At 50.9% G+C, this 21,644-nt stretch carries 17 protein-coding genes; 7 read left to right on the top strand and 10 right to left on the bottom strand.

The window, feature by feature from the left end:
- Window positions 1-239: 239 nt before the first annotated feature.
- Both ACJJIE_RS20825 and ACJJIE_RS20820 read left to right on the top strand, forming a co-directional pair.
- Window positions 240-2,873 (top strand): TonB-dependent receptor plug domain-containing protein, encoded by a 2,634-nt coding sequence (locus tag ACJJIE_RS20825; protein ID WP_444892836.1) that lies wholly within the window; start codon window positions 240-242, stop codon window positions 2,871-2,873.
- A gap of 514 nt (window positions 2,874-3,387) precedes the next feature.
- A complete protein-coding gene (locus tag ACJJIE_RS20820; RefSeq protein ID WP_282934179.1) occupies window positions 3,388-6,096 on the top strand; it encodes a TonB-dependent receptor plug domain-containing protein in 2,709 nt (902 codons plus the stop codon).
- Window positions 6,097-6,160: 64 nt separating this feature from the next.
- Here ACJJIE_RS20820 and ACJJIE_RS20815 read toward each other — a convergent pair whose 3' ends face one another.
- Window positions 6,161-7,297 carry a tetratricopeptide repeat protein gene (locus ACJJIE_RS20815; protein ID WP_282934180.1) on the bottom strand — a complete coding sequence of 379 codons (1,137 nt, stop codon included), beginning with the start codon at window positions 7,295-7,297 and terminating at the stop codon, window positions 6,161-6,163.
- 372 nt (window positions 7,298-7,669) lie between these two features.
- Between ACJJIE_RS20815 and ACJJIE_RS20810 the strand changes: the two genes are divergently transcribed.
- Window positions 7,670-9,202: a peptide MFS transporter gene (locus ACJJIE_RS20810; RefSeq protein ID WP_282934181.1), complete on the top strand. Its 1,533-nt coding sequence runs from the start codon at window positions 7,670-7,672 to the stop codon at window positions 9,200-9,202.
- Between the two features lie 62 nt (window positions 9,203-9,264).
- Here ACJJIE_RS20810 and ACJJIE_RS20805 read toward each other — a convergent pair whose 3' ends face one another.
- From ACJJIE_RS20805 to fabV, 8 genes are all read right to left on the bottom strand, one after another.
- Window positions 9,265-10,095 carry a sulfite exporter TauE/SafE family protein gene (locus ACJJIE_RS20805; protein ID WP_282934182.1) on the bottom strand — a complete coding sequence of 277 codons (831 nt, stop codon included), beginning with the start codon at window positions 10,093-10,095 and terminating at the stop codon, window positions 9,265-9,267.
- 74 nt (window positions 10,096-10,169) lie between these two features.
- Window positions 10,170-10,943 carry an MBL fold metallo-hydrolase gene (locus ACJJIE_RS20800; RefSeq protein WP_282934183.1) on the bottom strand — a complete coding sequence of 258 codons (774 nt, stop codon included), beginning with the start codon at window positions 10,941-10,943 and terminating at the stop codon, window positions 10,170-10,172.
- On the bottom strand, window positions 10,943-12,139 hold the full coding sequence (locus ACJJIE_RS20795; RefSeq protein ID WP_282934184.1) for an NlpB/DapX family lipoprotein: 1,197 nt from the start codon (window positions 12,137-12,139) through the stop codon (window positions 10,943-10,945). The genes ACJJIE_RS20800 and ACJJIE_RS20795 overlap by 1 nt, the downstream gene beginning before the upstream one ends.
- 34 nt (window positions 12,140-12,173) lie before the next feature.
- Complete coding sequence (dapA, locus tag ACJJIE_RS20790) at window positions 12,174-13,049, bottom strand: 4-hydroxy-tetrahydrodipicolinate synthase (RefSeq protein WP_282934185.1); 876 nt, start codon at window positions 13,047-13,049, stop codon at window positions 12,174-12,176.
- A gap of 92 nt (window positions 13,050-13,141) precedes the next feature.
- The gene (gene lpxL, locus ACJJIE_RS20785) at window positions 13,142-14,107 is read right to left on the bottom strand and encodes an LpxL/LpxP family Kdo(2)-lipid IV(A) lauroyl/palmitoleoyl acyltransferase (RefSeq protein WP_282934186.1); all 966 of its coding nucleotides are present in this window, start codon (window positions 14,105-14,107) and stop codon (window positions 13,142-13,144) included.
- Window positions 14,108-14,213: 106 nt separating this feature from the next.
- A complete protein-coding gene (locus tag ACJJIE_RS20780; protein WP_282934187.1) occupies window positions 14,214-14,447 on the bottom strand; it encodes a DUF2789 family protein in 234 nt (77 codons plus the stop codon).
- Between the two features lie 149 nt (window positions 14,448-14,596).
- Complete coding sequence (locus tag ACJJIE_RS20775) at window positions 14,597-15,640, bottom strand: NADP(H)-dependent aldo-keto reductase (protein ID WP_444892835.1); 1,044 nt, start codon at window positions 15,638-15,640, stop codon at window positions 14,597-14,599.
- Between the two features lie 111 nt (window positions 15,641-15,751).
- A complete protein-coding gene (gene fabV / locus ACJJIE_RS20770; protein ID WP_282934188.1) occupies window positions 15,752-16,930 on the bottom strand; it encodes an enoyl-ACP reductase FabV in 1,179 nt (392 codons plus the stop codon).
- 480 nt (window positions 16,931-17,410) lie between these two features.
- Here fabV and ACJJIE_RS20765 point away from each other — a divergent pair, with 480 nt between their 5' ends.
- The 3 genes from ACJJIE_RS20765 to ACJJIE_RS20755 all read left to right on the top strand — a co-directional run bounded on the left by ACJJIE_RS20765 (window position 17,411) and on the right by ACJJIE_RS20755 (window position 19,288).
- Window positions 17,411-17,839 (top strand): acyl-CoA thioesterase, encoded by a 429-nt coding sequence (locus ACJJIE_RS20765; RefSeq protein WP_108731868.1) that lies wholly within the window; start codon window positions 17,411-17,413, stop codon window positions 17,837-17,839.
- 79 nt (window positions 17,840-17,918) lie between these two features.
- Window positions 17,919-18,491 (top strand): tRNA-(ms[2]io[6]A)-hydroxylase, encoded by a 573-nt coding sequence (locus ACJJIE_RS20760; RefSeq protein WP_282934189.1) that lies wholly within the window; start codon window positions 17,919-17,921, stop codon window positions 18,489-18,491.
- Window positions 18,492-18,577: 86 nt separating this feature from the next.
- Complete coding sequence (locus ACJJIE_RS20755) at window positions 18,578-19,288, top strand: DUF2238 domain-containing protein (RefSeq protein WP_444892834.1); 711 nt, start codon at window positions 18,578-18,580, stop codon at window positions 19,286-19,288.
- A 9-nt stretch (window positions 19,289-19,297) separates the two neighbouring features.
- Here ACJJIE_RS20755 and ACJJIE_RS20750 read toward each other — a convergent pair whose 3' ends face one another.
- A complete protein-coding gene (locus ACJJIE_RS20750; protein ID WP_282934191.1) occupies window positions 19,298-19,774 on the bottom strand; it encodes an Lrp/AsnC family transcriptional regulator in 477 nt (158 codons plus the stop codon).
- Window positions 19,775-19,951: 177 nt separating this feature from the next.
- Between ACJJIE_RS20750 and ACJJIE_RS20745 the strand changes: the two genes are divergently transcribed.
- On the top strand, window positions 19,952-21,625 hold the full coding sequence (locus tag ACJJIE_RS20745) for an aminotransferase class V-fold PLP-dependent enzyme (protein ID WP_444892833.1): 1,674 nt from the start codon (window positions 19,952-19,954) through the stop codon (window positions 21,623-21,625).
- Window positions 21,626-21,644 lie beyond the last annotated feature (19 nt).

Here is a 21,644-nt window from a genome sequence, read left to right as displayed (position 1 = left end):
AGTAGAAACAGCCAAAAGATCAAAAAACACCCCATTTGATCAAATAGAAACCACCCCTTTACGTAACAAACCTGACAATACGTAGTATTAGAAAAAAAATACGATTCTTATGAGGGGTTCTGCCCGCCAATCGTCTTGTTCTTTGTTGGGAGGAAAGTGACCACTTGGGGGTAGTCACTTTTAACGATCGCCACTTATGGCAAAAGACTATAAATCCAACGATCAAGAGAGGATTGACAATGAAAAAGAATCTCCTGTCCGCAGCTGTAAAAGGGGCCTTGGGTCTGACTGCAGCAGCGATCATGGTTCCGGCAATGCCTGCCTTTGCACAAGATGACGCTACCCTCGTTGAGGAAGTTGTTGTTACTGGCTCCCGTATTAAACGCACCAATTTCGATGAAGCTGCGCAAGTAGTGAGCATGGACCGTGCCGACATTGACGCCGGTGGCAGCCTGATGATTGCTGACACCCTGCGCAATACTCCTCTGAACTCTTTGGGCTCTTTCAGTGAGCGCTCTGGTAGTTCCGCTCAGTCCAACGCCACTGTTGACCTTCGCGGTCTTGGCGACCAGCGTACCATGGTTATGCTGAATGGTCGCCGCCTGCCTGGCTCTCCGAACCTGGGCGCAGCCACTGTCAACCTGAATATGATCCCGATGGCCGCTGTTGAACGCATCGACATCCTTGCCGATGGCGCCTCTGCTGTTTACGGTTCTGACGCTGTAGCTGGCGTTGTGAACATGGTAATGCGCGAGAATTTCGATGGCCTCGAATTCTCCGTTCGCCATGGTGACCGTTCTGAAGACGATGGCTCTGAAGAGTCCTTCAGCTTTATCACCGGCATCAGCGGTGACCGCGGCAATATCACATTTGCTGCAGAATTTGACCGTCGTGACCCAATCTACGACGCTGATCGCGATTACACAGCACCCTGGGTTCAGGATCAAAATGGCGATGGGGCAATAGACACATATATTGATACAGATGGTTATTCCTACTACGGAAGAACCATGCTGCTTTCAGACAGCACAACAGGCTACGAATCATACCGCGCTACCAATAGCTGTGATTCTGACTCAGTGTTCCAGGAGCAGGGTTCTAGCGCTTTTGGTGATAGCGACGGAACTATTTGTGCATATCCTTACGGCAATATCTCAGCGAACAAAGCAGAGCTAAAGCGTGTCAACACCTACATGACCGCTAACTACGAGATTTCAGACAAAGTAGAGTTCTTCTCCAACGTCCTCTTCTCTAAGGTAGAGTCTTTCGGCCGTTATGCTCCGCCAGCAGCTACCTGGTCTGACGTGCCTGTAGACTACTCAGATAACCCGTTTACTACTGATGAAATCAACGCATTGATAGCCGACGGCACAATCACTGACGATTACACTCTGACTGGCTATTATCGCTGGACCAATATTGGCCCGCGCGACAATATTGTTACTGACTACCAGTACGACCTTACCCTGGGGCTTCGTGGCGATCTGTCTGACAACGTGAGCTATGAAACTTACGTCCAAACCGGTCGTTACGAGTCTAAAGAGTTCGGTAGCTACTACCTGTCTTACACTGGCCTCGATTACGTACTTGCAAATGATATCGACCCTCTTTCCGAAGAGGGTGCTGATGCAATGAAGGCAAGCACCTCTCAGGACAACTTCACAGCCATGTCCAAGGCCTACGGCCATGTGCAGTTCGGTATTGGCGACTGGTTCGGCGCAGGTGAGACCCTCATGCTGACAGGTGCCGAAGCTTACAACATGGAATACGGTAACCAATACGACGCAGCCTCCGAAGCTGGTTACGTAGGTGGCAGTTCTGGTAACTCTTCCAGCGGTGATCGCGATGTAGTCGCCTTGTTCGCTGAAGCCATTATGCCAGTAACTGACGCAATCGAAGTTAGCGCCGCTCTTCGCTACGATGACTACAGTGACTTTGGCTCTAATGTTGCTCCGACCCTTTCTGCCAGCTACCGCGTTACTGATACCCTCAGCCTGCGCGCTCGAGTGGGTAAAGGCTTCCGTGCTCCGGCTCTTGACGAGCTGTACGGCCCATCTTCCTTCTCTGCTGAGAATGCTACCAACCCAATCACTGGCACCTACAGACAGTGGGATGTCTACTATTCCACTAGCGAAGATCTCGAAGCGGAAACCTCCACTTCTATGTCTATCGGTGGTAACTGGGAGTTCATCGACGACTGGACTCTGGACCTGAGCCTCTGGAACGTAGAAGTTGATGATGTAATCATTCAGCCAAGTGTTCAGAGCATGTTCTATGCTTGGGCTTCTGGTGTCGAGCTGACAGAAGAAAGTGGCATTTACTTTACCGGTGATGGCTCCAGTGCTTCGACTATTTTCTACTCTCAGACTACCAATGCTGGTGTTCTTGACGTAACTGGCCTCGACATTTCTGTTGATGGTAGCTTTGAGCTTCCTTACGGACTTCTCACACTTAGCACTTTGATGAGCCACCAGTTGTCCTATGAAACTGATGCCTACTATCAAGGCCCTGTTCAGGATGTTTCTGGCTTTAATCTGTACCCAGATTTCCGAGGTCAGTTTGGTATTGGCTGGAGTATGGACCAACATTCTGTAGACCTGACTGTTGACTACGTCGCTAGTCACGATGAATTCACCGATGTCACTGATAACGGTGAACTAGTTAAGAGTGGCGAAGACCTAGATTCCTGGACCACTGTGAATCTGTCTTATAGCATCGATACAGAGTCATACGGCATGATTAAGCTTGGTGCTCGTAACCTGACCAACGAAGATCCAGTTCTGGATAAAGATGGTAAATATGCTCGCGACCACTATAACCTGTACGACAATACTGGTCGTGTACTGTACGCTGAGTACAGCATGAGCTTCTAAGAGCTAAACCTCTAAGAAGATCAAAAGGGTCGGCTTTGCCGGCCCTTTTTTGTTTAGCCGAGTCCACTCTATACCCTCCCCTAAAAACCCATTGGCGAGCACCAACACAGTACTCTCCGACAAAGTCCCCTAGCTTTTTCCCTCATCCGAGTTACTTCTTCCAAGAAAAGAGAAGAAGAGGTCATCTCGCCAGCAAGTAGCAGGTCAATGCTTCGACCGGCTTCACAAGCCTTAAATTTGTAAATTTCAGAAGAAAGACAAATTTCCTAACACACGAACTCCCTGGGTGACAGTTTTACCAGTTCAGGAGATTTTAAACAGATAAACCCCCGCCAAGAGTACAAAAATTAGACAAACAGACTGAAAAACATGCCCTTGAACTGGCTATCAGGAGACTTCAAAAGCCCCACAGTAGTTCCATATCCAAAAATAATGCATTAAAGTCAGGTCTGACAGCTTTTAACCAATATCATAAAAAGCAATATAAGTACCTTAAGTATAAGAAGGTTCCAATATGATCAAGACCAAACTGAGCATTGCCATCGCTGCTCTGGGAACACTGGCCAGTACTGGCATATTTGCCCAGGAGTCCACCGCCGGCGCAGAAGTAGAAGAAGTAATTGTTACTGGCTCGCGCATTGCGCGTGACCCTTTATCCACTACAGGCCCAATTACTCTGGTTGACTCGGAGGCCATTTCACGCTCTGGTGTTGGCACTATTGACGAGCTACTCAACCAGCTGCCATCTATGGGTACCACAGGTATCAACTCCAACGACAACAACGGCGGCGCCGGTTTGTCGTTTGTTGAATTGCGCAATCTAGGCTCCGCTCGCACTTTGGTCTTGGTCAATGGCCGTCGCTATGTATCCTCCAGTTCAGGGGTTAGCTCTGCAGTGGATATGAATAACATCCCTGTGGATATGATTGATCGAATTGAAGTTCTTACCGATGGCGCTTCAGCGGTATACGGCTCTGATGCGGTTGCTGGCGTTATTAATATCGTAATGAAGGACTCCTTTGAGGGAGTTCGCATCAATGCACGCGCAGGGGCCACCGAAGCTGGTGGCGGTGAAAATGGTGAAATTTCAATCACCTTTGGCGGCGAAAGCGATCGCGGTAAATTCATCGCTAACATCAGCCATAGCAAACGTGATGAGATTACCTACAACGATCGCGACTGGGCAGAGCTCTATAGCTCCATGTCACCTACCGGTAATATTTTCACTGATTACGGCTCTTTTAGTGTTGCTGATGATGGTGAGACCCTTACTGACTACTCCTCATACGATATCGGTCAATATATGTGGCTCTCAGGTTCCATGGAACGTACCAGCCTGACCGCTAACGGTAGCTACTCAATTACCGATGCCGTCGAGCTCTACGGTGAAGGCTCGTATACCGTAAAAACCACCAACCAGCAGTTGGCAGCCCAACCCATGTACAGTGGGAACGGCTTAAATCTAACCTCTGATAATGTATCAGATGAAATTGCCGCTCAGCTGGAAGAGGCCTGGCAAGAAGCGGAAGATCAGTATCAGATTGAACTAGCTGCTTATGAAGCCGCTTATGACGAGTGGGAATCTCAGGGCAGCCCTGACGGTTTGGAGCCCTCCGCCCCAGAAGCAACTCACGGCGACAGCTGGGAAGATGGCATCTCTGATATTCGTCTGCGCCCCGTTTCTGGCGGCACCCGTGACTACGAACAAAAAACAGAAACCTTCCGCCTTTTGGGTGGTGCCCGCGGTGACCTGGAGAATGGCTGGGGCTGGGACACCTTCTTGAGCTATGGCCGTAATGAAGGTGAAAACACCATCGGCAATTCTTACAACAAAACTCTACTGCAAGAAGTTATCGACGGAGACAGTGGCCTCGCTGATGAGGATATTTCCTTCCTCGGCGGAATGAGCGATGAAGTTATCGACTACATCAGCTACACAGATCGCGAAGATAACGAATACGATCTGATTAACTTTGGTGCGAGTTTAACCGGTGATATTGATGCTGTTCAGCTTCCCGGCGGTCCTCTCGGATTTGCAGCCGGCATTGAATACCGTAAAGAATCCGGAGAGTTTAACCCCAGTGAAGAAACCCAGAACGGCGATACATTTGGTAACCAGCAAGACGCTACTGCTGGCGACTACTCAGTAACTGAGTTGTTCACCGAGTTCAACTTGCCGATTCTCGCCGGCGAAAAGTACGCTGACGAATTATCTATGGATATCGCCCTGCGCTACTCCGATTTTGATACTTTTGGTGGCCAGAGTACGGGGAAGCTGGGTATTGTCTACGCCCCAACTGAAAACTTCCGTTTCCGTACTAGCTATTCAACCTCTTTCCGTGCACCGGGCATTTACGAACTCTATAGCGGTACCTCCCAGAGCTACGAGTACCTACTGGACCCCTGTGATACCAGCAGTTCAAATACTGCCGGGCAAGGCGCCTACTGTAGTGAAGTTGGGTCAAGCTTTACCCAAGCAGGCTCTCAAATTGCTACCAATGTTGGGGGTAACGAGGACCTAGAGGCTGAAGAAGCACGTACTTTTACCGCTGGTATCGTCTGGACACCTTCTTTTGCTGAAGACCTCTCCATCACTGTGGACTACTACGACGTTGAAATCACCAACGCAATCGATAGTGCGGATCTTCAGCAAATTCTGGACGACTGCTACCGTGATGGTATTGCCGATGCTTGCGCCCTGATCGAACGCGGCGACAGTGGTCAGATCACATACCTGGAAGGTTCTCTGCTCAATATCGGTGAGATTAGAACCAAGGGTATTGACCTCGACGTAGTTCAAAACCTGTACTTTGACACCGGAAAACTCGCTCTGCGTGCCCAGGCTACCCGCCTCCTTGAGTACGAAATTTACAATACCGAAACTGAAGCCACTTCTGACTACCTGGATTATGTTGGCACTAGTAGCGGCGTCTACGTGAAATGGCGTGGCCTTGCCAGTGCAACTTGGTATGCCGATAACTGGGACTTTGGTATTGACGCACAGTACTTAAGTGATGGCCAGAGTCCATATGTTGATGTTCCTTCCCACACCTACCTAAACTTAAAGGCAGGCTGGGATGTGAACGACAACATGCGTCTCACTGCAGGAATCGACAACATCGCTGATCGCGAGCCGTCGTACACCTCCAGCTGGTATGACGTGAACAGCAGCTACGACTACCAAGGTCGTTACGCGTGGGCTGGTGTTAGCTACCAGTTCTAAAGCCAAGTATCGAGAACCGATGTAAAAAGGGTGCTTATGGCACCCTTTTTACTAATGACTAAAGCTAATGATCACTATTCAATAAGCGATCCAGTTTTTGCTGGTATACACTTTTTACATCCGAGCTACTCACCAGCGAAAATGCTTTCTCAAAACTATTTCTGGAAGCTAGTAAATCACCGAGGTTATATTGCGCTAGTCCAAGTAAAAAATGGAATCGGTGATCATCATCATTGGTCTTTATAGCTCGCGTTAGACGTTTTTCTGCATCCTGGTAATTTTTGTTTTCATAGGATTCGCGAGCCTGGTAATACAGGTAGTAAGGATTGCGTTCCCTGTGAAATTTCACTCTATCGGCATAGACTCTGGCCAACTCATCACGCCCAGTGCCGCGATACAACCACTCCAAGTTGCTGCTGGCAACCAGGTTGTCCCCCTGTAAAACTAGGGATTGCAGGTAGCTTTGCTCAGCCTCATACAGGTGGTCAAAGCGACTGTAGAAAGCCCCCATGTTAGACCAAAAATCACTTCTCTCAGGACGTAATTGCAATGCTTTACGCAAATATAGAAACGCCTGCTCCTTATCTCCCTCACGAAGGAATTCCACACCTCGATTACTGTAATAAAGAGCGAATGCAGTAATATCATCCAGAGTTCTCTGCTGATAAATAGGATCGTAAACTTCGAGATTGAGATCGATAATTCGTTGACCGCTAGGGTGTTTAGATACCATATTCACATGGCGATAAATAACAAACGTTTCCGCCTCTTCCTGACTCCAGACAGGGGGAACATCCACTTCATTAAAGAAGGCCTCAACCCCTAACTCCCTCGCCATAGCAACCATCATCAGTGTAAAAGTTAAGCAATTACCCCGCTGCTGATAAAAGGCTTCCCTAGCAGAGAGAGTACTGTTCGCATCATACTCAAAGAAAAGCTCCCTCTTACTCACCGCGCTCGTCAGTGCCTGAAGGCGGCTATCAGGTATCGCATCAGGAGAAAGAGTGTTTAGGTATGAGCGAATTTCCGTATCAAGTTCCAAAAGCTGCTCATCTGGCAGCTCATTTGTTCGAACAGATCGGTTAAAAACAGCCTGTCCACTCAAAACAGAGTCGGTATCTACTTGTTTAGTGTGAATATTTGGATACCGGGAACAACCACCAATGACCAGTATCAAAGCAACTACTAATAGCACCTTCACAGCGTTTCCCTCCCCAAATTTTCAACTGTAACAGGATTTATCACCAATTTAGGGCCAAATAAAGTGCCCTGGTACCATTTGCTTAAAACGCCCCACAACAGTTCGCCTGTTAAATAGACAGCTGGTAAACTTTCCGGGTTACGCACGAGGTATGCACCCCGAATATTTGGGCCTTTAATCTGGCTGGAAGCAGCCACCCAAAACTCGGCTCGGCAGCGACCTCTTTAAACAAGAGCAATACTGGAAGAAAATAGTACTCTGTCACACGGATGAATTACCTGGCTGATCACAGGGCGAGTTCCTTAGCCAGGCTGCCTTCCTGATATGCACCAGCATATTGCACTAGAGCTATAACAACTGGAATTTCAGCTTATGTCGTCAAATACACATCAAAATGACGCTGGCTTTTTTGGCCACCCCAAAGGGCTCTCTACACTTTTCTTCACCGAAATGTGGGAGCGGATGAGTTACTACGGTATGCGAGCCCTGCTTGTGCTGTTTATGACAGCCAGTCTTCAGGAAGAGGGCTTGGCCTTTACCGTTGCAGCAGCGGGAGCTATTTATGGGCTCTACACTGGCGCCGTGTACTTCCTAGGCCTGCCCGGTGGCTGGATTGCAGACCGCCTACTAGGAGGGCAACGCACCATTTGGTACGGCGGCATCATCATTATGTGTGGCCATATTGTGCTCGCTATCCCAACCAGTTGGAGCTTCTTTATAGGCTTGATTCTTGTTGCTACCGGCACCGGCCTCCTCAAGCCCAATATCAGTGCAGCAGTTGGACATCTTTACCAACCAGATGATGTTCGCCGCGACAGCGGATACGCACTGTACTATATGGGCATCAACATGGGCTCAATCATCGGTTATGCCGTCTGCGGGTACTTTGGTGAAAATGTCGGCTGGCATTGGGGCTTTGGTGCCGCAGCTGTAGGGATGGCTATTGGCCTGATCCAGTATCGCCGCACTATTCACAACCTGGGGGACGCAAGCCTCAATCCCGAGAACCCACTTTCGCCAGAAAAGGCAAAACTGGCTTGGCGCATAATTGGTGCTGTCGTAGTCGGTGTTGCAGTGATTACTGGCTTGGTGATGAATGGCACTATCACCATCAACCCGGTAGAAATAGCCAAGTACGTAGCTGTAGCCTTCACCCTGACTTTCCTTGCCTACTTTGGCTTTATCTACTTTGGCGGCCAGCTGAGCGGATCAGAGAAAAAGAAAATGTGGGCGCTATTCCTAGTCTGTGTAGCCTCTACCTTTTTCTGGTCGGGCTTCGAGCAAGCGGGCTCCTCACTGAACCTGTTCGGCCGCGACTACACAGATCGCCTGATTGGCAGCTTTGAAATGCCAACCTCCTGGCTACAAAGCTTTAACTCCATCTTTATCATTACCCTGTCCCCCTTCTTTGCCGCGCTGTGGATTAACCTGGGCAAACGCATGATCACCCCATCCTATGGGCTGAAATGTGCACTTGGCCTGATCATCATGGCCAGTGGCTTCCTGGTAATGTTCTTTGCCGCTCAATACGCAGCAGCGGGCCTGAAAGTTGCTCCTTACTGGCTGGTAGCCACTTACTTCCTGCACACTGTCGGTGAACTCTGCCTGAGCCCGGTGGCCCTGAGTGCAGTAAGTAAACTTTCTCCTCGCCGCTTTGCTGGCCAGATGATGGGTGTCTTTGTTCTGACTTACTCTATCGGCAACCTCTTTGCCGGTCTTCTGTCAGGTAACTTTGATCCGAACAATGTTGCTGAGATGCCAAACCTGTTCCTGCAAATCAGCTTGTTCACAATCGGAGTGGGTATCATCCTGGCCCTGATCAGTCTCAAGTCCAAGTACTGGGAGACTGACTCAGAAGCACCCCAGAATACTGCGACAGCTGAAAGCTCTACTAAAACGGCCTAATACTTAGCTGTATTTCAAAAAAAGGCCACTGCTATGCAGTGGCCTTTTTTATTTTCCCTCGCCTAAAGCAAGCCTTGTAACAGACCGACATTCAGCCAGATAAACCGCGCCCCAATAATAAACAGCAAAATGGCAAAGCAATGCTTAAGCATTTTGGGAGAAAGGCGATGGGCAAGATTGGCACCAAAGCGGGCAAAAAACGTGCTGGTGACAACAATTCCAAAAAACGCAGGCCAGTACACATAGCCACTACTCCATTCTGGTAGAAGCTGATTGCCCCAGCCCTGGAAACCAAAGCTCAGCGCACCCGCAACCGCAATGGGAAGACCACAAGCCGCCGACGTAGCAACCGCACGTTGCATCTTCACCCGGCAACGGGATAAAAATGGAACGGTTAGTGAGCCCCCACCGATACCAAAAATCGCAGATACCCAGCCTATAACCCCTCCTGCAGATAGCAATAAAGACGACCCTGGTAAATTGCCATCCCCTTCCGTTAATTGATCGTGCCGGGCACCACTAAGCCACATCCTCACCGCAATCACGATCGCAAAGACGCCGATCAACAGCTGCAGCCAAGCACCGGGGAGTAATTCAGCAGTGGCGCCACCGGCCCAAGAACCGATTAAAATGCCTGGAGCCATAACCCCAAAGATCTTCCAGTCCACCGCCTTTTTCTTGTTGTGGGCGCGCACTGAACTGATTGAAGTGATAATGATTGTTGCTAGGGAAGTACCCACAGCCATGTGGGTGAGGATTTCAGGGGATATCCCCATAGCGGTGAAAACAAAAACCAAGGCAGGGACAATAATCAGGCCACCACCTACGCCAAATAGTCCGGCAATAGTTCCAGCAGCGGCACCGACCAACAAATAAACCAGCAGTATTTCCATAGCCCACCCCGTTTAAATACGACAAATAATTTTGTCGCATTTAAACAGATATAAGCTGGGAATAGATAGAGACCTTAGCTTCGGCTCTCCACTGTAAGCCAGTCAAACCCTTCCTGCTGACAGGCAAAAATACAGCTCTCCACTGCTTCGGCAACCTCTGCCAGGGCCTCCTTTGCCAGGGCAAGGCTGTTATTTTTTTCACTGATATGAGCTACTACCAAGTGCTGTAGTTGCTCATAGCCAACGCGCTGTAGAAAGCCAGCAGCCTGTTGATTACTCAGATGCCCATAGGCACCCCCAACGCGTCGCTTCAACGAAGGTGGATAGGGTCCTTTAGCGAGCATCAGAGGGTCGTGATTTGCCTCTAGAACCAAGGCATCACAATCTCCAAAGTGCGCTTCAACATGAGGGGTGATAGTCCCCAGGTCCGTCAACAAGCCCAGACTGCTACCGCGACAGCGAAATACAAACTGTGCCGCCTCTCGGGCATCGTGGGGAACCGCGACCGGGGTTACTTCAATATCGGCGACAACAAAAGGCTGATGCCCCTCAATTAAGTGCAACTTTGGTAACTTACCAATATCACGCGCCTTAAAAGTACCGGGCGTCAGGTAGACAGGCAGGCCATATCTGCGCGCAAGTGGACCTACACCAGAGAGGTGATCGCTGTGTTCGTGGGTAACCACAATTGCAGAGATATCAGCGGGAGACATACCGAGCCGCGCCATACGGCGCTCGGTTTCCTTGATGGTAAAACCGCAGTCAACCAAAAGACAGTGGTCGCCACTGGCGACCACTGTTCCATTGCCTTTACTGCCGCTTCCCAAAGAGGCGAAGCGCAGGCCCATTAAATAAGGTTCTGCTGGATAGATTGAAGCAGCTGGGAGGCTTCATTCTTTGAAAGCGGCTGTCCCCGAGTATCGCGCACCCGGACTTCAATCTCATCATCATTACCACGGATAACAATCAGGTAACCGGGATAAGCTTCATCAGTAGTAGCCCCTACTCCCAGCCCTTTGATTTCCTTGAATAGAGCGGGCTCAGCCCCCTCCGTCAGATCAATTCCAGCCAAAATCTGCTGCAGGCTTACCTGATCGGCACTCTCCGCCAGCTCATCTTCGTCGCTCTTGCTGCTGCCCCAGGAGAACCAACCTCCATCGCTGTCCTCTTCATCAGAAGCATGAGCACGATCTTCATCGTAAGTGACATAAAAAAGACCGATATCGGAATCTTCACGGTGCAAGCGATAGGCACCTGAATTAACGGCATGAGCGACAGTGGCCCAGGCCCGCTCCATTTCCAATCCCATCGCGATATAGGGCTCGTGACCAACGGGCTCTCTCAATTGGACCTTAAGGTCACTGTTACCAATAGCCTGGGCTACCAGAGATGCAGTCGCAGCTGCAGTTTCAGATGCCAGGGCTGTAGACATTTCATCGATCATCCAGCCTTCACGCTCAGGGCTGGAGGAACGCTCTGGCCAATTGACACTACCACCAACCGGGGCAGATGAAGGGACGGAAAGGTGGCGCACATGGACTTCTGTAGTATCCGGTTGAACACCAGTTTCCACCTGCAATCGATACTTGTCTTTAGTATCCGGGCTCTCCTTAAAGGCCATCCACGCAGTTTCCATAACCCCCGCGCTGGCATCTGACATTTCTATACGCAAGCCTGAGCTCCGAAGGAATTGGTGCAACTGGGGCCACACTTCTTCGGGAGGCTGGGATACCAGCACCCAGCGATTCGCGCCGAGTTTTTGAATTTTCACTCTTTCCAGACCCGCATTTACGGAAATCGCCAGTGGGCGCGGAACTTCAAAACTACCTTGGGCCAGCTGCTCCCCTGCAATCTGGGGAATCTCATAAAGCTCCTCCTGGTGCTTGGTATTAACACCTTCAGGTATCCTTAGAGGAGTCAGGCTATCGGCATGCTGGTAATCATTACTGCGATCGCGGAAATAGCCATCGTTGCCGAACACACCGCACCCTGCCAGCGTAATACTGGAGATAAAGAGCCCGGCTCCAACGGTCAATTTTTTCATTAAAGCTATCCTGGTTAATTCTCAGTTCGCGGATTTAGAGTACACCGGCACTACGCAGAGCTTCGCGCACTGTCCCGTGGTGCTCAGGGGATAGACTCGTCAACGGCAGGCGTATTCCACCGTCGACACGGCCCATCTCCCGGAGAGCCCATTTCACCGGTATCGGGTTGGACTCCAAAAACAGCACTTTGTGCAATATTTGTATTCGCTGGTCAATTGTCCGCGCAGTCACCGCATCACCGGCCAGCGCCGCTTCACACATTTGGGCCACTGCTGCGGGGGCCACATTAGCGGTTACACTAATATTTCCATGACCACCCAGTAACATTAGTTCAACCGCAGTACTGTCGTCGCCAGAGTAAACGGCAAACCCTTCGGGCAGAGTATCTATTAAAACCTTAGCCCGCTCCAAATCACCGGTGGCCTCCTTGATGCCTACGATATTGCCGACCAACGCCAGGCGCTGTACCGTTTCCGGCAGCATATCTACTGCTGTGCGGCCGGGAACATTGTAGAGAATTTGGGGAATGGAGACAGCTTTGGCCACCGCACGATAGTGCTGGTAGAGGCCTTCTTGGGTGGGCTTATTGTAATAAGGTGTAACCAGCAGGCAGGCATCTGCACCACATCGGGCGGCATTCTCTGTAAGGTCAATCGCTTCAGAAGTAGAGTTTGCGCCAGTTCCAGCAATCACTGGCACTCGACCTGCCACTTGGTCCACAACACGTCGAATAACCTCAATATGCTCATTGAAGTCCAAGGTTGCAGATTCACCGGTAGTCCCCACCGCAACCAGTGCTCGGGTCCCCTGCTCGATATGCCACTCAACGAGGTTGTGCAGACTGTCCCAATCCGGGCTTCCGTCTGCGTACATTGGGGTGGCCAGGGCCACCATACTACCGGTTAACATCCTCACTCCTTATTTTTTGCACTCCACCCGGAATACCACCGCCAGAGTCAGTTCAGTATGTTACTTAGGCCAGGGTATCTGCGCCAGTGCGACTAGCTCGCCACTCTTTTGCGTTTCTTTTTCTTTTTGCGTACCCCGTGATACACGTTTTCTGCCCCTTCAGGACGGGTCTTAAAACGGCGATGCACCCACATGTATTGTTCTGGGGCCTCGCGAATACGCGCTTCGATAAACTGGTTCACCAAAATGGCATCTTGCAGCTCATCTCCCGAAGGGATCTGATCAATAGGATCGTAAATCTTCAAACGGTAACCTGAGCCATCATCCAGTCGTGTCACCACATAGGGCACCACTTTGGCCTTGCCGACCCTGGCGAACCGTGAGGTTCCCGTAACAGTCGCCGCCGGAACATCGAAGAAAGGAGCAAAGATCCCCTGCTTAATCCCGTAATCCTGGTCTGGAGCATACCAGACCGCACGCCCGCGCTGCAGGGCTCGCAATACCCCGCGCACATCTTTACGCTGATAAACACTGCCATTCTCAGTATGGCGCTCTCGCCCTTTGCGCTGCATGTAGTCATAAACCGGATTTTTGTGCGGCCGATACATGCCATCGAGAGTAATACTCATCCCCATCATGGCGGCGCCTATTTCCAGGGTAGTGAAATGCATGGCCATCAGGAGAACGCCCTGGCCTTGGGCCTGGATGGCCTGCAGGGCTTCCAGCCCTTCAAAGGTAAAGCGTTTCCGTAGCCACGCTGCAGAGCGAAACCAGGCCATGCCGGTTTCCATCAAGGCGATACCGCTGGACTCAAAATTACGCCTAAGAAGCTCAGCTCGCTCATCTTCCCCCAGCTCGGGGAAGCACAGCGCCAGATTGCGTTCAGCAATCGTGCGCCGGCTGGTAGCTACTCTTAGCATTAGGCGGCCAAACGCACGGCCCATGGCCAACTGCCAGTGATAGGGCAATTGCGCGATCAAAAACCATAGTGCAAAAAGCAGCCAGGTCAGCCAGTAGCGAGGGTGCAGCAGCGCCGCGCGAAATCGGGGTTTTTCCATCAGATCTATATCAGGGTGTGGCGCCGAGGCGCAACCTAAGTCGGTTGAAAACGACGTAGTATACCCTATGCGAAGAGAGCGGGGACCGCGTAACTGCCACAGGAGGTCAGTGCCTTAACAGGGTGTCCAACTCATCCACTGCGACACACCAATCCGAATCATCCAAGATGGCATTCTCCAGGAACTCTCGCTGCCCATCACTCCAGAAGGAAGCGGCGGAAAGCTTCTCATGGCGGTGCAAATAGTGCGTGACCAGAAATTCATGGATCTGTGCATCTTCAGACGCCAGCCCCAACTGGGAAAACAGGTCCTTCAGTGTGTGATGTCCAGTAGTTTCCATAACGATTACCGCTATCTATTCTGGCAGCCATATTTTCATGGCGACTACCCCAATTATAGTTGGGCAGCCCCTGATTCATTCCGCATTATTCCTTCAGGATTTTCAGAGGCATCGCAGGCTTTCATCAATAGAATTCAGCCTTTGCCCATTTAGGGCGCCGGGTTGGGATTCCCCTGGTGTATAGCTTCGATAGCCGCTAATTGCTCACTGTCCAGGGTAATTTCAACGCTGGAAATATTGGAACGCAATTGCTCGATAGTTGTGGCGCCAATGATATTTGAAGTGACAAATGGCTGCTGATTCACGAATGCCAGTGCCATCTGCGCCGGGTTCAGGCCAAACTCCCGGGCCAAATCCACATAGGCCTGGGTCGCAGCCAGGGTTCGCTCTCCAGCGTAGCGCTGAAAGCGATCATAGCGGGTAAGTCGTGCACCCTCAGGCTTCCTTCCCCCCAGATACTTGCCCGAAAGAACCCCAAATGCGAGGGGGGAGTACGCCAATAGGCCACACCTCTCGCGAATAGCAATTTCAGCGCAGCCAACTTCAAAAGCCCTGTTTAAAAGACTGTAGGGGTTTTGAATCGATACAATCCTTGGCTTCCCGTAGGCAATCGACTGTTGCAGGTACTCAAACATACCCCAGGGGGTCTCATTGGAAACACCGATATGACGAACCTTGCCCTGTTCGACCAACTCCTCGAGTGCGCCCAATGTTTCAGCTAAAGACACACCATCGTCGCTGCCGTGGGTATAGTCCAGGCGCCCGAAGAAATTAGTTTGCCTTTCAGGCCAGTGGACCTGGTAGAGGTCGATATAGTCAGTGCGCAACCGTTTTAAGGAATCATCACAAGCCTGCAAAATCTGCTCTTGGTTCAGACGGGGACCCGAGCGAATATGGCCGACACCTGAATTGGCGGCACTACGGCCCGCCACTTTAGTTGCGACAACAACCTGGTGCCTGCCTCCTCGTGTAGCCAACCAGTTACCGATATATTCCTCGGTTCGGCCCTGTGTTTCTGGCCGTGGCGGTACGGGATACATTTCCGCACAATCAATAAAGTTAACCCCCTGAGATATTGCATAGTCGAGCTGCTCAGCGGATTCAGCTTCATTATTCTGTTCACCATAAGTCATGGTGCCCAGGCAGATCTGGCTGACCTTAAGGTTGGTGGTGCCGAGTTGGCGATACTCCATTGAAGAGCCCCCATAAACCGAAAAACCGGATTATGCAGCTTTGCTAGGAAGAGTTGTAGGAATGCGTTACGGAAGGGGAAACGGGACTCCCAAATGGAGTCCCGCATAAAATCAGCCGAATTTGGTATCTACCATGGGTGAGGTGTCTGCATCGTAATCAATGCCATCAACACCAAATCCAAACAGCTTGAGGAAATCCGCCTGATAGCCCTTGAAGTCAGTCAAGTCAAACAGGTTCTCAGCAGTTACCTCTGGCCACAACTTTTCGATCTTCGCCTGGGTCTCAGGGCGCAGCTCTTTCTCGTCCATACGTAAACGGTTCACATCATCGAGACGTGGAGTATCGGTATAGAGCCCCTCAGTGTAGAGGCGGTATAGCTGTTCGATACAGCCCTCATGAGTCCCCTCTTCTTTCATGATTTTGTACGCAAGAGAGATATAGAGTGGCATTACCGGAATAGCAGAGCTGGATTGGGTAACCAGCGCCTTCAAAACAGCAACGTTAGCCGCAGCCTTACCGTTATCGGTGATCGCTTTTGCCGCGCGATCAAGATCTTCTTTAGCTTTACCGATAGTCGCGTGACCATAAATCGGCCAGGTCAACTTTTCACCGATATAGGTATAAGCCACAGTTTTGCAGTTATCAGCCAATACCCCGGCATCACCGAGGGCCTGCATCCACAGTTCCCAGTCTTCACCACCCATAACCTTGACGGTATTTGCGATCTCTTCGTCGCTGGCCGGCTCCAAAGTAATATCGGAGATCTCCAGCTTGTCAGTGTTCAGATTCTTGGCAGTGTAAGATTTGTTAATAGGCTTGAGTACAGAGCTATACAGCTCACCGCTTTTCGGATCTGTGCGACGCGGGGATGCCAAGCTGTAAACCACGAGATCAACCTGACCTAGGTCTTCTTTGATCATCTCTACAGTCTGGGCTTTCACCTCATCAGAAAAAGCATCGCCATTGATACTCTTTGCGTAAAGCCCCGCTTTGTGGGCCTCCTGCTCAAAAGCTGCGGAATTGTAATAACCCGCAGAAGCCGTGCGCTTTTCAGTAGGCGGCTTCTCGAAGAAAACACCCAGGGTACTTGCGCCGCAACCAAAAGCAGCTGTAATTCGTGACGCCAGGCCGTAGCCTGTGGAGGCACCTATCACCAGTACCTTTTTGGGCCCTTTTTCAACCGCTGGCTGGGACTGAATATACTCAATCTGCTCGCGTACGTTAGCAGCGCAGCCCTGCGGGTGGGCATTGGTACAAATAAAACCGCGTACTTTCGGCTGGATGATCATCCTTACAGTCTCTCCCTTCGTCTTTTGGGAATCGTTGTTACCTGATTACAGATACGCTGGTGGCGCTCCGGAGAACTATCAACCCAAGGTCGAGAGTGCGACGCCTGGGTCAGGTTCGTGGGCCATTCTAATCTCTGTCGCCGAGGAGTCCCATAGCGGTATTTCCCACAATCGATAGATGACGTCCAAAATATCTACTATCCCGGCCAAAGCGCCACATCCTGCTCAAAACCCAAACAGGAAATCGATATTTCCTGACTTTCCTGCACATAAAAGGGGCTACAGTGATTAATGTCGCGCCAAGCCGGTGCCACAAAAGGGCTAATTGACATATTTCCACAGGAAAATTCATCAACCGCGCTTTTTCTGGCTTGGCACGCTGTATGCAGTCTCACCAGTGAAGGAAGCTTTTCGCTGTCATACAGCAAGCCAGGGATGGCTCGAGCGTTGTTAAACCTGTAGTAAGTTAGGAAGGTCAGAGTGAAATACTATTCGCGACACTGTGTGAAACCCGGAGACCTCAATCCCGCCCAGCGCCTGTTTGGCGGACAGCTACTGTCCTGGATTGATGAGGAAGCAGCAATCTTTGCCGGCTGCCAGATGGGTACTCCAATGCTGGTCACCAAACTGATGTCGGAAATTGACTTCGTCAGCTCCGCTTGCTGCGGTGATGTGGTGGAGTTTGGATTCGAGGTGGTTGGTATCGGCCAAACCTCGCTCACAGTCCACTGCGAGGTTCGCAACAAACAGTCACAACAGCTGATTGTGCAAGTGGACCAAATTGTTTTTGTCGCGCTGGACGCAAATGGCAAGCCCACCCCTCACGCAAAGGCCGGCATGTCCCTGGAACAGGCCCGAATTGTTACTCAACAAGAGCGGGAGGTTCGCGAGCGCAGAATTGCCAGCTGACTCTACCCCGGAGCAATAACGCCTAAGAGCAGTGACACGGTGGCGGTATACTGACGCTTTGCACTAACCGCCATCGACTATGTTTGCACTGCGATTTCACACCCCCAAACCCTGGGCTCAAGTGGTGCTCGCCGACTTTGATCGATTCCTGCAGGACCATGCTGCCGCAGAGAAAAAGGCCTCCGGCATGGCGGTATCCATGTTCTCCCACTATCCCGACAAGCCCGTTTTAGTGGAAGCCATGATCAACCTGGCACTGGAAGAAATGAACCACTTCCGCCAGGTTATCAAGATTATGCATGATCGAGGGATCTACCAGGCACCGGATGCGAAAGATCCGTATATCAACACCCTGCGCCAACTGATTCGCCAGGGGCCAGATGAATACTTGATGGACCGCCTGCTCACCGCAGCGATCATCGAAGCGCGGGGGTGCGAGCGCTTTGGACTGGTGGCTGAGGCACTGCCATCTGGCCCCCTGAAGACCTTCTACCAGGTCATCACCGATAGTGAAGCTCGCCACCACGAACTATTTGTCGAACTCGCCCTGGAGTACTTTCCCCGCGAAAAAGTGGAAGCGAGGCTATCTGAATTACTCGACGAGGAAGCCGCGATTACTGCCGCACTCCCACACCGCGCGGCATTGCATTAGCGGACCGTAATTCAACGCAATTCCTATTCCCCTCCAATGGTGTATCCTGGCGCCAATCTCTAGCCCGACGTAGAGGCGCCAAACATATGCAGATTTTCCTTCGCCAACACTGGTTCCGCCTGTTCTTATTGACCACATTTGCCATTACCTGGGCCTGGTCTGCCTGGAACCCCCTGCACCCCGATGACTGGTTGCTTGAGAACTATCTGGTATTTGCCGCTCTACCGGTCATTTTGATCAGTGCACGGAGTTTTCCCTTATCGAATATCTCCTATACATTGATCACCATCTTCATGTGCCTTCATGTGATCGGCTCTCACTATACCTATGCCGAAACGCCTTTTGGCTACACCTTGCAGGAATGGCTGGGCTCCGATCGCAATATGTACGACCGCCTGGTGCATTTCAGCTTTGGCCTTCTCCTGGCCTACCCGGTGCGAGAGGTTCTTGTGCGCCTGGCTCAGCTGCGTGGATTCTGGGCCTATTTCTTCCCGGTAGACGTGACTTTTGCGCTCTCATCAATCTACGAAATCATCGAGTGGCAAGCGGCAAAAGCTGTCTCTCCAGAATTGGGCGCAGCCTTCCTCGGCTCTCAGGGAGACATCTGGGATGCGCAGAAAGACATGCTGCTAGCGGGGCTCGGCTCTATCACCACTATGCTGGTGGTACTCGCCCTGAACCTGTGGTTGAACTCCAACGCCTGGAGTGAGATTCGCAACAGTCTTAAGGCCCCCCCGGGTGACAGCGCCCTGGGAGAAACCCGATTGCGCCACTGGTGGAGTAATCGACGCGGCTAGAGTCCACCCCTATTTGGACAATGCATGATTAAGTGGTAGACGGGTTGTCTGCTTCATCGTCTCCATAACAAAACTGGAGCTGACATCAAACAGGTCGGCTTTGATCAGTTCCTTATAGAGACGATCGTAGCCAGGCATATCGGTGACTACCGCTTTGATCAGATAGTCCAAATCTCCACTCATACGATGGACCTCAAGAATTTCAGCCACCCCCTGTACCAATTCGCTAAAACGGGCGGCCCACTGATCATTGTGCTGGTTGGTACGAATTGAAATATAGACCGTCAGCGGCAAGTTCAGTTTTTGCTGATCGAGGAGGGTAACCCTGTCGCAAATCACCCCCTCACTCTCAAGACGCTGAATGCGGCGCCAGCACGCCGACTTGGACATCCCAACCCGCTCGGCAATATCCCCCACTGACAGGGTCGCATCAGCCTGCAACAGCTCGAGTATTGCCCTATCCAGTTTGCTTAATCCTTCAGTCATCACTCAGTCCCCGCCTCGCCCAATCATACAAAATAACGCTTTATGGCACAGTTTTACGGTTTATATCTTATTATCGGCACATTCATTCATAAAATACACAATAAAAGATACAAGTAGAGACATTGTTTCAAGCATTCGGGACTAAAGTGAGCCCCACAAAACAGGGGAAAGGAAATCATGACAGACCTGATAAAGCACATCCGCGACTCGGTAATCGGCGATATGCAAGCAATCGTAACGCCATTTGGAAAACGTCCTCTGGTGTACGCCGATTACACAGCTTCCGGTCGTGCGCTGACATTTATCGAAGAGACTATCCGCCAGCAGGTACTGCCCTTCTATGCCAATACCCACAGCGAGAGCTCCTATACCGGTGCCCATACAACCGCGCTACGGGAGCAAGCCCGTGAAGAAATTCGTCAGGCAGTCAACGGCGGCGATAACCATAAAGTGATTTTTTGTGGTTCTGGTGCAACAGCCGCGATCAACAAATTGATCGATATTCTCAACTTGCGCCTGCCCGCAGACCTGGATAGGCAACACCAGCTCTTAAGTAGAATTCCCGAACATGATCGCCCGGTTATTTTTATCGGCCCATACGAGCACCATTCCAATGAACTCCCCTGGCGAGAGAGCATTGCCGATTTGATCGCTATTCCACTAGATCAAAGTGGCAAACTTGACCTTGAAGCACTGGAATCAGAACTGCGCGCCCATGCCCATAGACCACACAAAATCGGCAGTTTTTCTGCGGCCTCTAACGTAACCGGAATCAAAACAGATGTAGAGGCAGTGACTGCACTCCTTAAAAAACACGGAGCTTTATCTTTTTGGGACTACGCCGCCGCAGCACCCTATGTGCAAATTAATATGCAAGGGCCAGCAACGCCGGATAGCCATTACCAAAAGGATGCCGTGTTTGTCTCCCCGCACAAATTCATCGGAGGACCCGGCACTCCAGGTATTCTGGTTGTACACGAAGACCTGCTGAAAAACTCGGTACCTGCTACACCAGGAGGCGGTACCGTCCTTTATGTCACACCGGAAGATCACCGCTATCTGGAAGACGCCGAGCGCAGTGAAGAGGGCGGCACTCCAGCCATTATCGAGTCGATCAGGGCCGGTATGGTTTTCAAACTTCAACAGACGGTGGGCGCAAAAGAGATTGGTCGACGCGAAACCCAATTTTTACAGCGGGCACTGCAACGCTGGTCGGAGGAGGAGGCCATTGAGATACTCGGCAATACTGACTCCGCACGACTATCCATCATCTCCCTGCGAATTAAATGGAACAATAAGGACCTTCACTACGGTTTTGTAGTGGCATTGCTCAATGACCTTTTTGGTATTCAGGTTCGCGGAGGCTGCTCCTGTGCCGGTCCCTATGGGCACGCTTTATTGGGCATCGACATGGACCATAGTAAATCCCTGGAAGAACAAATCCTGCAAGGTCACAAGGTACTGAGACCCGGTTGGATAAGACTCAATTTTAACTATTTTATCAGCGAGGAGGTCTTCGAATACTTATTGGAGGCAGTGGCCCTGGTCGCCAACTACGGCTGGAGATTGTTGCCGTTTTACCGTTTTGACCCACTCACCGGCGTATGGCGATATCAGGATAAGAAAATGAAGACATCGCTTGATATTTCTCAGCTGACATTTACCGAGAAAGACACGCAACAAGAGCAGGAAAACCGTTGCAACTTAAATCTTAAGAGCTATTTAATGATGGGAGAAAAAGAGCTTCGCAAAGTTGGTCGCGAAGCCCTTTTCTACGATTTAAGACTGCCCGATGAGGCAGAACCCCTACGCTGGTTTGCCAGCCCCCGGGAAGCGGCACTGGCACTCTAAGTGGGAAGCGAAGAGGCTT

This window comes from Microbulbifer maximicatervae (SeqCode) (assembly GCF_052467325.1).
This window is presented reverse-complemented; position numbering and strand designations above follow the sequence as displayed.

Bases quoted from the DNA above. Each gene is read 5' to 3' on its own strand.
- ACJJIE_RS20825 (WP_444892836.1), top strand. From the start codon at position 240: ATGAAAAAGAATCTCCTGTCCGCAGCTGTAAAAGGGGCCTTGGGTCTG.
- ACJJIE_RS20820 (WP_282934179.1), top strand. From the start codon at position 3,388: ATGATCAAGACCAAACTGAGCATTGCCATCGCTGCTCTGGGAACACTG.
- ACJJIE_RS20810 (WP_282934181.1), top strand. From the start codon at position 7,670: ATGTCGTCAAATACACATCAAAATGACGCTGGCTTTTTTGGCCACCCC.
- ACJJIE_RS20805 (WP_282934182.1), bottom strand. From the start codon at position 10,095: ATGGAAATACTGCTGGTTTATTTGTTGGTCGGTGCCGCTGCTGGAACT.
- ACJJIE_RS20800 (WP_282934183.1), bottom strand. From the start codon at position 10,943: ATGGGCCTGCGCTTCGCCTCTTTGGGAAGCGGCAGTAAAGGCAATGGA.
- ACJJIE_RS20795 (WP_282934184.1), bottom strand. From the start codon at position 12,139: ATGAAAAAATTGACCGTTGGAGCCGGGCTCTTTATCTCCAGTATTACG.
- dapA (WP_282934185.1), bottom strand. From the start codon at position 13,049: ATGTTAACCGGTAGTATGGTGGCCCTGGCCACCCCAATGTACGCAGAC.
- lpxL (WP_282934186.1), bottom strand. From the start codon at position 14,107: ATGGAAAAACCCCGATTTCGCGCGGCGCTGCTGCACCCTCGCTACTGG.
- ACJJIE_RS20780 (WP_282934187.1), bottom strand. From the start codon at position 14,447: ATGGAAACTACTGGACATCACACACTGAAGGACCTGTTTTCCCAGTTG.
- ACJJIE_RS20775 (WP_444892835.1), bottom strand. From the start codon at position 15,640: ATGGAGTATCGCCAACTCGGCACCACCAACCTTAAGGTCAGCCAGATC.
- fabV (WP_282934188.1), bottom strand. From the start codon at position 16,930: ATGATCATCCAGCCGAAAGTACGCGGTTTTATTTGTACCAATGCCCAC.
- ACJJIE_RS20760 (WP_282934189.1), top strand. From the start codon at position 17,919: ATGTTTGCACTGCGATTTCACACCCCCAAACCCTGGGCTCAAGTGGTG.
- ACJJIE_RS20755 (WP_444892834.1), top strand. From the start codon at position 18,578: ATGCAGATTTTCCTTCGCCAACACTGGTTCCGCCTGTTCTTATTGACC.
- ACJJIE_RS20750 (WP_282934191.1), bottom strand. From the start codon at position 19,774: ATGACTGAAGGATTAAGCAAACTGGATAGGGCAATACTCGAGCTGTTG.
- ACJJIE_RS20745 (WP_444892833.1), top strand. From the start codon at position 19,952: ATGACAGACCTGATAAAGCACATCCGCGACTCGGTAATCGGCGATATG.